General features: G+C 70.0%; 13 protein-coding genes. 7 read left to right on the forward strand and 6 right to left on the reverse strand.

Annotated features, from left to right (window positions below; all coding sequences use genetic code 11):
• Positions 1–76: 76 nt before the first annotated feature.
• Entirely contained in the window at positions 77–868 is a 792-nt protein-coding gene (locus PA27867_RS07120) for an MIP/aquaporin family protein (protein WP_066594808.1), read from the forward strand.
• Here PA27867_RS07120 and PA27867_RS07125 read toward each other — a convergent pair.
• Both PA27867_RS07125 and PA27867_RS07130 read right to left on the reverse strand, forming a co-directional pair.
• A complete protein-coding gene (locus tag PA27867_RS07125; protein ID WP_066594810.1) occupies positions 865–2403 on the reverse strand; it encodes a maltokinase N-terminal cap-like domain-containing protein in 1539 nt (512 codons plus the stop codon). The two genes, PA27867_RS07120 and PA27867_RS07125, sit on opposite strands and share 4 nt — an antisense overlap.
• Positions 2404–2426: 23 nt before the next feature.
• Positions 2427–2969 (reverse strand): GNAT family N-acetyltransferase, encoded by a 543-nt coding sequence (locus PA27867_RS07130; protein WP_066594812.1) that lies wholly within the window; start codon positions 2967–2969, stop codon positions 2427–2429.
• A 123-nt stretch (positions 2970–3092) separates the two neighbouring features.
• Between PA27867_RS07130 and ppsA the strand changes: the two genes are divergently transcribed.
• Positions 3093–5513 carry a phosphoenolpyruvate synthase gene (ppsA, locus tag PA27867_RS07135; RefSeq protein WP_066594816.1) on the forward strand — a complete coding sequence of 807 codons (2421 nt, stop codon included), beginning with the start codon at positions 3093–3095 and terminating at the stop codon, positions 5511–5513.
• Positions 5514–5600: 87 nt separating this feature from the next.
• On the opposite strand, the gene PA27867_RS07140 is transcribed toward ppsA, so the two are convergent.
• The gene (locus PA27867_RS07140; protein WP_066594817.1) at positions 5601–6020 is read right to left on the reverse strand and encodes a hypothetical protein; all 420 of its coding nucleotides are present in this window, start codon (positions 6018–6020) and stop codon (positions 5601–5603) included.
• Positions 6021–6097: 77 nt separating this feature from the next.
• Positions 6098–6379, reverse strand: coding sequence for a hypothetical protein (locus tag PA27867_RS07145; protein WP_066594818.1), 282 nt, complete (start codon positions 6377–6379; stop codon positions 6098–6100).
• A gap of 203 nt (positions 6380–6582) precedes the next feature.
• On the opposite strand from PA27867_RS07145, the gene PA27867_RS07150 reads away from it, so the two are divergent.
• The 4 genes from PA27867_RS07150 (at position 6583) to PA27867_RS07165 (ending at position 10508) form a co-directional block, all read left to right on the forward strand.
• Positions 6583–7200, forward strand: coding sequence for a DUF4956 domain-containing protein (locus tag PA27867_RS07150; protein ID WP_066594819.1), 618 nt, complete (start codon positions 6583–6585; stop codon positions 7198–7200).
• Positions 7197–7973 (forward strand): VTC domain-containing protein, encoded by a 777-nt coding sequence (locus PA27867_RS07155; RefSeq protein WP_066594822.1) that lies wholly within the window; start codon positions 7197–7199, stop codon positions 7971–7973. Before PA27867_RS07150 ends, PA27867_RS07155 begins: the two co-directional genes overlap by 4 nt.
• A 75-nt stretch (positions 7974–8048) precedes the next feature.
• On the forward strand, positions 8049–9929 hold the full coding sequence (locus PA27867_RS07160) for a carbohydrate-binding domain-containing protein (protein WP_084020823.1): 1881 nt from the start codon (positions 8049–8051) through the stop codon (positions 9927–9929).
• 174 nt (positions 9930–10103) lie between these two features.
• Complete coding sequence (locus tag PA27867_RS07165) at positions 10104–10508, forward strand: phage holin family protein (protein WP_066594824.1); 405 nt, start codon at positions 10104–10106, stop codon at positions 10506–10508.
• 52 nt (positions 10509–10560) lie between these two features.
• Here the strand turns inward: PA27867_RS07165 and PA27867_RS07170 are convergent, their stop codons facing one another.
• Positions 10561–11760, reverse strand: a complete 1200-nt coding sequence (locus PA27867_RS07170) for an MFS transporter (RefSeq protein ID WP_066594826.1) — start codon at positions 11758–11760, stop codon at positions 10561–10563.
• Positions 11761–11849: 89 nt separating this feature from the next.
• Entirely contained in the window at positions 11850–12521 is a 672-nt protein-coding gene (locus tag PA27867_RS07175) for a GntR family transcriptional regulator (RefSeq protein ID WP_066594828.1), read from the reverse strand.
• Between the two features lie 178 nt (positions 12522–12699).
• On the opposite strand from PA27867_RS07175, the gene PA27867_RS07180 reads away from it, so the two are divergent.
• Positions 12700–13545, forward strand: coding sequence for an SDR family NAD(P)-dependent oxidoreductase (locus PA27867_RS07180; RefSeq protein ID WP_066594830.1), 846 nt, complete (start codon positions 12700–12702; stop codon positions 13543–13545).
• The last annotated feature ends 36 nt before the right edge of the window (positions 13546–13581 follow it).

Raw genomic sequence — 13581 nt, forward strand, 5'->3', positions numbered from 1 at the left:
CTTCGCGCTCCGGCCCCACGGCGGGTATGTTCCCCAGCGTGCGGAGGTCCGCTCCGCCCGCTGACGGGAGCAGCAGATGAGCCAGACCACCGAACTCGTTCCGAAATCCGTTCTCACCCGCATCCAGGACTTCTCCGATCCCCGACAGGAGTGGCGCCGGCTCTTCGCCGAGCTCTACGGCACCTTCCTCCTCGTGCTCGTGGCGGCCGGTGGCGGCATGATGGGCCAGGCGTTCCCCGGCGTGATCGATCGCAGCGCGGCCGTCACCGCACCCGGGCTGATGGTGCTCGGGGTCATCCTGTTCATGGGCAAGGTGTCCGGCGCCCACCTCAATCCCGCCGTCAGCATCGCCTTCGCGCTCCGCGGTGACTTCCCGTGGTGGCGGGTTCCGGGTTATATCGTCGTGCAGCTGGCCGGAGCCGCTCTCGCCGCCCTCGTGCTCAAGGCCGTGATCGGGGTGTCGGCCACCGCCGGGTCCAACTACCCGGCCAGCGGCTACTCCACCTGGGCCGCCTTCTGGATGGAAGCCATTCTCACCCTCGGCCTGGTGAGCGTGATCCTCGGCACCGCGTCCGGCGCCCAGAACGTGGGCCTGTTCGGCGCGTTCGGCGTCGGCGCCTACATCGTCCTTGCGGGTCTCTGGGGGAGCCCCATCTCCGGGGCGTCGATGAATCCGGCGCGTACCTTCGGACCCGACCTGGTCGGCTGGGACTTCACGGACTACTGGGTGTACCTGGCCGGCCCCCTCGCCGGAGCGGTCGCCGCCGTGGGCCTGGCGTTCCTGCTGCGCGGCCGGGGTGGCGGCGCATCCGGTTCTGCCGCGGCCCAGGGCGCCCTGTTCACCGAGGTGTCGGAGGGCGACCGTTAGGGCGTGCGGCGGGTGGCTTGCTGCTGCGGGGCGTGCGGTTCGAGGGGCACGCCCTCCAGGGTGAGGGGCATGCCCGCGGCGTCGTCGACCAGACCGGCGACGGCCAGCAGCGGGATGGGCAGCCAGGACGGCCGGTTCCGGGACTCGTAGACGCTCTCGTAGATGGCCTTGTCGAGCTCGAACGCGGCCAGCAAGGGCTCCTGGCCGGTGAATGTATCGCCGTCCAGCTCACGGTACCCCTGCAGGAACGCGGCCCGGGCGGTCGTGGCCCAGGCCAGCGCTGCGGGACCGGCCGCCGGGTCGCGGCTGGCGATGGTCGCGCCCACGTAGGAGAACGACCGCAGCATGCCGGCCACGTCCCGCAGCGGCATGTCCGGCAGGGTGCGTTCGGACAGCGGCCGCAGCGGTTCGCCCTCGAAGTCGATCAGCACCCAGCCGCGCCCGGGCGCGTCGAGGACCTGACCGAGGTGATAGTCGCCGTGGATGCGCTGCAGGCGTGGCCAGGACGCCGCCTGGGCGCGGGCGAACACGCCCGCCACCGCCTCGCTGTGCCGGGCCAGTTCCGGCACCTCACGCGCGGCCAGGCGGTACCGCTCCCGCATCGTCGAGCAGAGCTGGTCGACGACGTCGGGCGTGGACTCGACCGTGGGGAACACCCGGGCCAGGTCCCGGTGCACCGCCGCCGTGGCCGCCCCCAGGGCCCGCGCCGGGCCGGAGAAGTCCTCGCCGGCGGCCGCTGCGCCCAGAGCGACCCGCCACGCGTCTTCGACCCCGGGCAGGAACTCCTGCACGAAGGCCAGGTGGCCGCTGCTCCGGGTCGCCGCGAACGGACCCGTCCACTCGGCCCACACCGCGCCCACGGGCTCGGGCACGAACCTGGATCCGGCCAGGGCGAGGGCGGACTGCACCGACACATCCGGGTTCTGGCCGTCGGCCACCACCCGGAACACCTTGCAGATCACCGGGCGGCCGGGCCGGCCGTCTGCGCCGGCGAGCTCGACGATGATCGAGGTGTTCGACTGCTCCCCGCTGAGGACCCGGCTGGCCACCACCGTGAGCCCGCGCAGGCCACCGGCGGCCGGCGTGCGAATCGTCTCGCCCCGCGCGTTCACGCCGGAATCGTCGCCGGCCGGTGCCGACCCGCCAGACAGGACGAAGTCCAGCAGCGCCGCCGCGTAGGCGGGATCGTGGGTGGCGTCGTACACGTACCGGGGGAGGCCGTCGGGGCCGGTGACCTGCGCGATGAGGGCCGGAGAGACGGACTCGCGAGGTCCGGTTCCGCGCGGTCCGGTCTGGGGAAGCGGAGCCGCACGCTCGGTCAGCGGCAACTGGTACACCGTGGAGAACCGGCTGGCGGTGTCCAGCACCAGATGGCACCGGATGCGCACACCCGGCTCGGTGCTGGGCAGGGCCCACTGGCCGATGCTGGTCAGCAGCGGGCTGTGGCCCTTCCCTGCGAACCAGCGCTGCCCGCCCGCCCAGCCGTCGAGGCCGGGCGGAAGGTCGATGCCGGTGCCGGCGCTGGCGTGCTTCATGTGGCTCAGCGTATCCCGGCCGGCTACTCGGGCGGTGCCGAACGCACCTGCGAGACGTCGGCGCTGAGCAGCGACACCAGCACGGAATCATTTTTCGTGGCCTGCTGGCCGATCTCGGTGAAGCCCAGGCGGTCGTGGAAGGCCAACGACTCGGGGTTGGCCGGCCGCAGGTTGACCTCGCAGAACACCACGTCGGTGCCCAGGGCCCGCGCGGCGTCGAAGACCGCCGAATAGAGGTGCGCGCCCAGGCCGAGGCCGCGGTGGTCCGGCGCCACGACGATGCGGTCGACGTAGAGGAAGGAGTCGGTGCGGCGGGAGAACCACCGGTAGTTCTCGCTTGCGTAGTCGGCGCCGGCGGCGAAAAGGATCACGAAGCCCAGCACGGTACCCGGTTCGGTATCGCTCGTGACGGCGACGGCGCTGTGGCTGGCCCCGAGGATCGCCGTGAGCTCGTCGATGTCGAGGTCGTTGACGGCCGGCACCGCGGCGCTGTTGAGTTCGAGTAACTGGGCGGTGTCCGTGTCGAGCACGGGGCGAATGGACACCGGGGGCAGCGTGGAGTTCATCCTCCGACGATAATCGATGGGCCCCGGCCCGTCCCGCAGCCACGCTCCTAGCCGCCGCCGCTGGAGCGCAGTAGGTTGCCGCTGCCGGCGAATTCGGCGCCGGCTCTGAATTCGGGAGGACTCATGCGTGGTCGCGAAGTTGTCTGGTTCAACACCATCGGACTGACGGACGTTCCTCAGGTCGGCGGCAAGAACGCATCCTTGGGCGAGATGGTGCGCTCGTTGGCTGCCCGCGGTGTGCGGGTGCCCAACGGCTTCGCCACCACGGCCGACGCGTACCGCGCCTTCGTCGCGGCCAACGGGCTCGAGAGCGTGATCCGCGAACAGATCGACCGCTATCACTCCGGCCGATCCACGCTGAGGGAGACCGGTCTGTGGTTGCGTGAGGCGTTCCTGGCCGGGGAGTTCCCCGCGGCGATAGCCGACGACATCCGGGTGTACTACCGCACGCTGTCGACCGAGGCCGGGGTGCCCAACCTGCCCGTGGCCGTGCGCAGCAGCGCCACGGCCGAAGACCTGCCGGATGCGAGCTTCGCCGGCCAGCAGGAGACCTTCCTCAACGTCAGCGGCGAGCGGGACCTGCTCGATGCCTGCCGCCGTTGCTACGCGTCGTTGTTCACCGACCGTGCCATCAGCTACCGCGAGGTGAAGGACTTCGACCACCTCGAGGTCGCCCTGTCGATCGGCGTGCAGCGGATGGTGCGCAGTGACCTGGCCGGGTCCGGCGTGATGTTCTCCATCGACACCGACACCGGCTTCCCGGGCGCCGCGGTGATCAGCGCCGCCTGGGGGCTGGGCGAGACCGTGGTGCAGGGCGCGGTGGACCCCGACAAGTACCTGGTCTTCAAGGCGCTCCTCGCCGAACCCGACTGCGAACCGATCATCGAGAAGACCCTGGGGCGGAAGGACCGGAAGATGACGTACGCCGAAGGCGGCAGCGCGCGCACCCGGGTCATCGACACCCCGGAGCGCGAACGCCGGGCCTTCGTGCTCGACAACGCCGAGATCGTGCAGCTGGGCCGCTGGGCGCACATCGTGGAGGACCACTACGGCCGGGCGATGGACATGGAGTGGGCCAAGGACGGGATCACCGGTGAACTGTTTCTGGTGCAGGCCCGGCCGGAGACCGTGCACTCGCAGAAGAGCCTCACCCGGTTCTCGGTGAGCCGCCTGATCGAGAGCGGGCCGGTGCTGGTGTCCGGCGTCGCCATCGGCGACAGCATCGCCTCCGGCACGGCCTGCGTGATCCGCGACCCCGCCGACATCGAGAAGTTCCGGGACGGCGCGATCCTGGTGACCGAGATGACCGACCCCGATTGGGTGCCCATCATGACGCGGGCGGCCGGGATCATCACCGACCACGGCGGCCCCACCAGCCATGCCGCCATCGTCAGCCGGGAACTCGGCGTGCCGGCCGTGGTCGGCACCCGCAACGCCACCGAGGTGCTCACCGAGAACGCGCCCATCACGATCTCCTGCGCCGAGGGTGATGAGGGCTTCGTGTACGCCGGCATCCTGGCCTCGGAGACCGAACAGATCGACCTGGGCGCGGTGCCGATCACCCGCACCCAGGTGATGGTCAACATCGCCAGCCCGGCCGCCGCCTTCGAATGGTGGCGGCTGCCCACGGCGGGGGTGGGGCTGGCGCGGATGGAGTTCATCATCAACAACCTCATCAAGATCCATCCCATGGCACTCGTGCACCCGGAGCGCGTGACCGATCCGGCCGTGCTGCGCCAGATCGCCGAGCTCACCCGCGGGTACGACGACCTCGGCGAGTACTTCGTGAACACCCTGGCCCTGGGCATCGCCAAGCTGGGGGCGCCGTACTACCCGCATCCGGTGATCGTGCGGTTGAGCGACTTCAAATCGAACGAGTACGCGCACCTGATCGGCGGCGACGTCTTCGAGCAGGGCGAGGAGAACCCGATGCTGGGCTTCCGGGGTGCCTCCCGGTACTACGACCCGAAGTACGCCGAGGGGTTCGCGCTGGAATGCCGGGCGCTCAAGCGCGTGCGCGAGCAGATCGGCTTCAGCAATGTGATCGTGATGGTGCCGTTCTGCCGCACCACGACCGAGGCCGACAAGGTGCTCGCGGTGATGGCGGAGAACGGCCTGGTCCGCGGCCAGAACGGCCTGCAGGTCTACATGATGTGCGAGATCCCGGCCAACGTGATCCTGGCCGAGCAGTTCGCCACCCGGTTCGACGGGTTCTCCATCGGCTCCAACGACCTCACCCAGCTGGTGCTCGGTGTCGACCGGGACTCCGGCGACCTGGCGGCCCTCTTCGACGAACGCAACGAGGCCGTGACCCGGATGATCAGCGAGGCCATCGAGAAGGCGCACGCCGCGGGCATCAAGATCGGCATCTGCGGGCAGGGGCCCAGCAACTACCCGGATTTCGCCCAGTTCCTCGTCGGGGAGGGGATCGACTCGATCTCGCTCAACCCGGATTCCTTCCTGAAGACCGTGCACCTGATCAAGGAGGCCGAGACAGCGGCGGCGGCGGGCACCTGGCCGACGCTCACGCGCGTGACGACGTAACCGGCGCCGCGGGCCCGGCCGGCAGGTCGACGCGGCCGGGACCCCGCGGCCGGGACCCCGCGGCCGGGACCCCGCTGCGGGTGACTCCTAGGCCGAGTCGTCCGTGCTCTGGTCTGCTCCGTCGAGCAGGGCTCGCTCGTAGTCCACCTCGGCGGCGTCGGCCACCTGTCGGGCGGCGATGACGCGCTCACTGATGCGGTGCTCCACGGCCTCGGCCATGGCCACCTCCTCGGGAGAGGCATTGGACAACAGGTCCTCCAGGGTGTCGGGGTCGCGGTGCAGGGCCTCGATGGCCGCGACCTCCGCCCGCGCGACAGCGGCCCGGCTGCGCAGGAACGTGATCCGCGCCTCCCACTGCTGGCGGGGGTTCGGCGGCGGTGGCGGAACCGGCTGCACGCTGTGCCCGATGCCGGCGGTATCCGCGTGCCCGGTGCTGCCCGGCCCGGCGCTGCCCGTGCCGGTACTGCTGGTGTTGCTGCTGCCGGTGTCATTGCTCTCGACGTTCACGGCGCCTCCCTTGTCGGTGGGAGCCTAGCGCCGCATCCGGCCGGGCGGAATGGAGGCGCCGGCGACGCCCACGCCCATTACTCGAAGGTGCGCAAGAGCTGCCAGCGACCCCGGCCGTCGTCGTGCTGGATGTCGAAGACCAGCGAGGTGCCGTCATCGGCGGTGCCCTGGCACCGCCAGGCCGCCACGGGTTTGGGCGGATGGGTGAGGAAATGCAGCAATTCGTCGGGGAGCGACGCCGATGCCGTCAACGGCGTGGGGGTGTCGGTCACCCGGAACCGGCGGGCTCGCCAGACCAGTCGCACGGGGGAGCCCTCCGGGGTCACCCAGACCGCAACGGTCTCATTGATCACACTCATGGGGCATCACCTCGACTTGTAGAACATATGTTCGAAGTTTACTGCACGCCCGCCGACATTACGAGACCCGGATGCCGTGATCGGGGTGCCCGGGCCCGGCCGGCCGGCTCAGCAGCGGCTCATAACCCGGGCATAGCCGGCTGATAGGCGCCTCCGGCTCAATGGACATCGTTGCGTTACCGATAGTTCATTTGGAGGACACCATGTTGCAGGCCGCGATCATCCTGATCGATCTGCTCTTCATCAGCCTGCTCACGTTCGGGCTGTATTTTCCGCGTCACCGCCGTCGAGACCTCGTCGTCGCGTACCTCATCGTCAATGTCGGAGTACTGGCCGTGGCCCAGGTGCTCGCGTCGAGCACCGTGGGTGTGGGCCTGGGCCTCGGCCTCTTCGGTGTGCTCTCGATCATCCGGTTGCGCTCCAGCGAGATCGAGCAGCACGAAGTGGCCTACTATTTCGCCGCCCTCGCCATGGGACTGCTCGCCGGCCTGAGCACCGAGCCCTCTTTGCTCACCGTCGTGCTGATGGCCCTCATCGTGGCCGTCGTCTACTTCGGCGACAACCCCCGGCTGTTCCGCAGCTACCGACAGCAGACCGTGGTGCTGGATGCGGCGATGCCCGACGAGTCCGCCCTCATCGCCCATCTCGAGGGACTGCTCGGCGCCCGGGTGCACGGCGTGCACGTGCGCAGCCTCGACCTGGTCAACGACACCACTGTCGTCGACGTGCGGTACCAGGTGGGCGCCCAGCGTTCCTCGGCTCCCACCCTGGCTCCGCGGCCCAGCACCGGTGTCACGCTCCTGCAGGAGGCGAACCGATGAGCACCGTGCTCGACCTGCCGCTCGACGGCCTCGGCACCATCGACCTGGCCGAACTGACCGACCGCGCGGGACTGCTCACCCGGGTCGACCGCAAGTACGTGTTGCCGCGGAGCGAGCTCGGCGAGGTCCTGGCCGACCTCGACCCCGGCGTGCGGGTGCTGGACATCGACGGGGTGCGGTCGTCGGCGTACGAATCGGTGTATTTCGACACCCCGGAGCTCACCAGCTTCCTCATGGCGGCGCATCCGCGTCGGCGGCGATTCAAGATCCGCACCCGCACCTACGTCGACTCCGCCCAGAGCTACCTCGAGGTGAAGACCCGCGGTGGCCGGGGCGTGACCGTCAAGGACCGCCTGCCGTACGGGATCGACGACCGGGACACCCTCACCAGCGAGGGCCGCCGGTACACCGACACGGTGCTGGACGAGGCTGAGATCCGCGGTGCGGAGGGGCAGGAACTCGTGCCCACTCTCACCACCCGCTACCTGCGCACGACCCTGTTCGTTCCGGAGTCCAGCAGCCGGGCCACGATCGACACGGGCCTGTCCTGGACCGCGGTGCCCACCGGTACCGGGCCGCTCCGGCTGGACCGGCCGCACCTGGCGATCGTGGAGACCAAGTCCGGCTCGCGTGCCTCCGCGGTCGACCGGATCCTCTGGGCGCACGGGCACCGGCCGGCCAGCATCTCGAAGTACGGCACCGGCATGGCGGCTCTTCGCACCGATCTCCCCGGCAACAAGTGGGCCCCCGTCCTGCGCCGGTACTTCCGCTAGGCGCCCCTCGCGCCGGCACTCCCCACCTCCTGACCTCCGCCCCAGCGCGGACACCCATCGATTGTGAGTACCCCCATGAAGAAATCACCCGCCGCGCCATCCGCGCCCGGCACCCGCCGCTTCGGTGTGCAGGCCTGTACCTACCGAGTGCTGCCGTTCCTCGTCACCGCGGCCCTGCTGACCGGATGCACCGCCGTCGCCGGGGCCGCCGAGTCGACCGGCACCAGCGGCACCAGCGCCTCCGCCACGGCCGCCGTCGCCGTGGACACGTCCACCACCGCCGCCGAGGTGCTGGCCGCGAACCAGCAGACCCACGACGACGCCACCGACTACGAGTGGGACGACGCCGACGTGGTGGCGATCACCCTCGACGGCGACGGCGCCTCAATCGACACGGAAACCGAAGACAGCCCCTCCGAAGACACCGGGGCCGTGACCGTCTCCGGCAGCACCGTGACCATCACGGCCGCAGGTACCTACGAGCTCAGCGGCACCCTCGACGACGGCCAGATCGTCGTCGCCTCCGCGGGTGAGGGCACCGTGCGCCTGATCCTCAACGGCGTCGAGGTGAGCAACTCCACCGGGGCCGCCCTGGTCGTCTCCGAGGCCGACGAGGCGATGATCGTGCTGGCCGACGGCTCGAGCAACTCCCTCTCCGACACCGACAGCTACGCCGAGGACGCCGACGCCAACGCGGCGCTCTACAGTGCGGCCGACCTGACCATCACGGGCACGGGCTCGCTCGACGTGACCGGCAACGGCAACGACGGCATCACCAGCACGGATGGCCTGATCATCAACTCAGGCACCGTCACGGTGACGGCGGTGGACGACGGCATCCGCGGCAAGGACTACGTGGTGGTGGACGGCGGCACGGTCACTGTCACCGCCGGCGGCGACGGCCTGAAGTCCGACAACGCCGAGGACGTCACCCGCGGCTACATCTCACTGACCGGCGGCACCATCGACGTGACGGCCGCGGGAGACGGCATGCAGGCCGTCACGGACGTGGTGCTCTCCGGCGCCGATGTCACCGTGCGGTCTGGCGGCGGCCACACGGCCACGGGCGCAGACGACGTCTCGGCCAAAGGCCTCAAGTCCGGGGTGGTGACGGTCGTCGACGGCGGCACCCTCTCCGTCGATGCGGCGGATGACGCGTTGCACTCCGACGGAACCGTGCGGATCGCCTCGGGCGAGGTCACCCTCGCAGCCGGCGACGACGGGGTGCACGCCGACACGGCGCTCGACATCATCGGCGGCAGCACCACAGTGACCACCTCCTACGAGGGACTCGAGAGCACGGCCATCAGCATCGGGGACGGTACCGTCTCGGTCACCGCCAGCGACGACGGCCTCAACGCCTCCAGCGGCAGCACCACGACCGCCCAGGGCGGCGGTGGCGGCATGGACTCCGACGGTGGGGAGACCATCACCATCACCGGCGGCAGCACGGTCATCGACGCGGGGGGAGACGGCTTCGACTCCAACGGGTCGGCGACCATGAGCGGCGGCACCCTCGTGGTGAACGGTCCCACCAACGACGGCAACGGTGCGCTCGACGTGAACGGAACCTTCACCATGACCGGCGGCACTCTGGTGGCCGCCGGAAGCGCCGGGATGGCGGTGTCGCCCGAAACCGGCTCCGGCCAGACCTTCGTGGCGATCTCGCTCGATTCGGTGCAGGACGCCGGCAGCACGGTGCAGCTCGTGGACGGCTCTGGCGACGTGGTGATGGCCTTCGAATCGATCAAGGACTTCCAGTCCGTGGTGCTCTCTTCCGACGAGCTGACCGACGGCGAGACGTACACCGTCTACGTGGGCGGATCGGCCTCGGGCGAGATCGCGGACGGGGTCTACGCCGACGGCGACTACTCGGCGGCGACGAACGCGACAACCGTCACCGCCGGTGTGGCGGCAACGGGAACGATGGGCGGCGGCGGAGGCGGCCCGCGCTAACCGGTTCCCCGGGATGCTCGTAGCTCGTGAAGATGCTCGCAGCGGGTGAAAATGACCCCCTTTTCACCCGCTGCGAGCATTTTCGCCCGCTGTGACGCTGTTCACACGCTGCGACCGGACGGGAAGCCCGCGGCGGGGGATGACGGGGCACCTGCCCGGCGCTACCATCGCGGCATGATTCGCATCCTGTTGCGCGCGTTGATCTTCCTGCTGTCGGCGGCGCTGGGACTGTGGGTGGCCTCGCTTCTGCTGCCCGACCTCACGGTCACTCCGAGTGGCTTCATCACGGCCGTCGTGGTCTTCGCCGTGACGCAGAGCGTGCTCTCGCCGTTCCTGGCCAAGGTCATCGCCCGGGGCGCGCCCGCCTTCCTGGGCGGGATCGGGCTGGTGTCGACCTTCGTTGCGCTGTGGATCGCGTCGCTGTTTCCCGGCGGACTCACCATCGTGGGCTGGCAGACCTGGATCCTCGCCGCTCTGGTGGTGTGGCTGGTCACGGCCCTGGCGACCCTGCTGCTGCCGTTGTTGCTCCTGCGCGAGGCGAAGAACAAGCGCACCGACGCGGCCGGTCGCACGCCGTAGAGGTACGACCGGGGTGAGGTGCCGCAGGTCGCGGGGTCTCGTTCCTGCCCGATCAGGTGCGCCGCAGGCCCACGGCGGTCAGGGCCAGGCAGCCGGCGCAGGCGACTGCGAGCAGCGAGAGCATCAGCGGGTAACCGACGAAGCCGCTCAGGCTCGCGAAGGCGACGGGCAGCAGGAAGCCCACGTAGGTGAGGCTGTAGTAGACGCCCGTGATGCCGGCGAGGTCGGTCGGCGTGGAGATGCGTTGGATCTCGACCAGCCCGGCGACCACCGTGATGCCGTAGGCGGCGCCGAGCAGGATCCCGGTTCCCAGGGCCAGCGCGGGGGAGAGCGTGAGCGACGTGGCCACGGCGCTGAGCACGCCCACCACCATGAGTCCCATCCCCACCAGGAGCGCCCGGCCGTGGGTGATCGAGTTGAGGCGCGACACCTGCGGTTGCACGAGGGCGCCGGTGCCGAGGGTCACCACGGTCAGGAGGGTGGCGAAGGCGAGGTTCAGCTCGCCGAGCTGCGCCTCCACGAGCTTGGGCATCATGGCGTACGCGATGCCGGCGGCGCCGAACACCCAGGGCGCCGTGGGCAGCACCACGCGGAGGAAGCGGCGGTGCCCGGCGAGGGGCACCTGCAGGTCGAGCCAGAGGGAGCCGTGCACCCGGCTGCGGGGCACGGACTCCGGGGTGCGGAGTAGGGCGGGCAGGATCGCCAGGCTGAGCAGGATGTGCACAGCGTAGGGCAGCAGAGTCGGCAGCGGCCCCCACTGAGCGAGAACCCCGGACACCCCGGCGCCCAGTCCGAAACCGATCGTCAGGGTGAGCGCCGGCCGCCGCGCGCCGGCCGTGGGGCGGGCGACCAGGTCGAACGGGGCGCTGGAGAGCTCCTTGAGCCAGGCTGTTCCCACCGACATGGCCACGCCCACACTCAGACCGGCGAGGAACCGGCCCAGGCAGATGATCACCTCGCTGGAAAAGCCCAGGCCCAACAGGACGCTGGCCGTGATGCCGGCGACCACGCCCGCGATCACGAGGGGCTTGCGTCCGTACCGGTCGGAGAGCGCACCCGCGAGCAGGAGGCCTGGGACCAGGCCGACCACGTAGAGCCCGAGGAAGAGATCCGCCGTCACGGTGGAGTAGTGGCCGAGGGTCTCGTACATGTGCAGCAGAGGGGTGAAGTGGTTGCCGCCCCAGGCCATCACGAAGAGTGCGGGGGCGGCAAGCTGCCACGGGGGAATGACGCGGGGAGTGCGGGGAGACATGGGTCTTTTCGGTCGGGAGGGCGGACGAGGCGAGGACGGGTGGGGACGGGTGGGGTAGAAGGTCCGGGGAGAGCGGGCGGGGCGCCGGGCTAGAGCGACCGGTGCACGCGGTGCCCGGTTTCCAGGTGCAGGCGCAAGGCCGCGTCATAGGCGAGGGTGTCGCCGGCGCGCAGGTGGTCAGCCAACACGGTGTGCTCGTCGATGAGCACGGTGATGCTGTCGGGGTCGCGGGCCGCCACCCGGTGTACAAGCCGTTCGAGCCGGGGGCCCAGGCGGGCGTAGATGTCGTCGATGATCCGGTTGCCGGTCTCGTCGACGATGCGGGAGTGGAACCTGTGGTCTGCGCGGGCGTAGGCGAGGAGGTCGCCCGCCACGGCGGCATCCGTCTGGGCTTGGATGAGGGCGCGCAGCTCGGCGTCGACGGCCTCGATCTGGTGGGGACGCCCACCGATCAACTGCACGGCCTTGGTCTCCAGGAGCATGCGCACCTGGAGCAGGTCTGCGGTCTCCGCGTCGTCGACGGCCGTGACCACGGCGCCCTTCTTGGGGAAGAGACGCAACAGGCCGGCGGACTCGAGCATGAGGAAGGCCTCGCGCACGGGGGTGCGGCTGAGTCCGAGGGTGTGGGCCACGTCGCCCTCGGTGATGAGGGCGCTCGCCGCGAGCGTGCCCGAGATGATGGCGTCGGCCACGTGGGAGTACGCGCGATCGACCGCGGACGGCCCGTTGGAAAGGGGGCGGGCGGAAGTCGACGACTGCATGTTCTCATCGTAGCGCTGATAAATGCATCAATAACCTCAACAGGGCTCGGCGGTGTGATCAGCGGGGAGGTACGGCGACCCGGCAGTAGAGTGCAGTCACCGTGAGCCGACGATGCCTCGCCCCGGAATCCGCCGGAGACGGCCAGAGCCGGATCCGGCCTGAGTGGAAGAACGACTGATGAGCGAACGAACGATTGTGATCACCGGGGCCAGCGACGGAATCGGCGCTGCTGCGGCTCGAGCGCTCAGCGGCTCGGGCAACCGGGTGGTCATCGTGGGGCGCTCGCCGGAGCGGACCCAGGCCATCGCGGCCGAACTCGGAGCCGACCATTTCATCGCCGACTTCAGCAGGCTCGCCGAGGTACGCACCCTGGCCTCCGATCTGCTCAAGCGGTACCCGCGCATCGATGTCCTGGCCAACAACGCCGGCGGCATCATGGGGGACCGGGAGCTCACGGTCGACGGTCACGAGAAGACCATGCAGGTCAATCACCTGGCCCCGTTCCTGCTCACCACGCTGCTGATGGACCGCCTCCTCGCGAGCCGGGCCGCGGTGATCAACACCTCGAGTGCCGCCAACCGGTTCGGTCGCATCAACCTCGACGACCTCGACAACGAACGCAAGTACTCGGCCAACAAGGCCTACGGCGATGCCAAGCTCGCCAACATCCTCTTCACCCGCGAGCTGCACCGGCGCTACAACGCGCTCGGCCTGGTCACTGCGGCCTTCCACCCCGGCGTGGTCGCCACGAGTTTCTCCACCGGCTCGACCAGTGTCATGCGTTTCATCTACCAGACCGCCCTCAAGCGCATGCTGATCACGCCGGAGAAGGGCGCCGACACCCTGATCTGGCTGGCCAGCACGGCGGCCGGAGTCGATTGGCAGTCCGGCGAGTTCTACGAGAAGCGCCGCGTGCAGACCGCCAACAGGCAGGCCGCGGATGCGGGGCTCGCGACGGCCCTGTGGGAACGCAGCGCCGATATGGTCGCCACCGACCTGCTGCCGCAGGACCACGCCTCCTAGCCCGCAGCGGGTCCAGTTGTCGCAGGCACGACGGGC

The sequence above is a fragment of the Cryobacterium arcticum genome (genome assembly GCF_001679725.1).
In the GTDB taxonomy this organism is placed as follows: Bacteria; Actinomycetota; Actinomycetes; order Actinomycetales; family Microbacteriaceae; genus Cryobacterium; species Cryobacterium arcticum_A.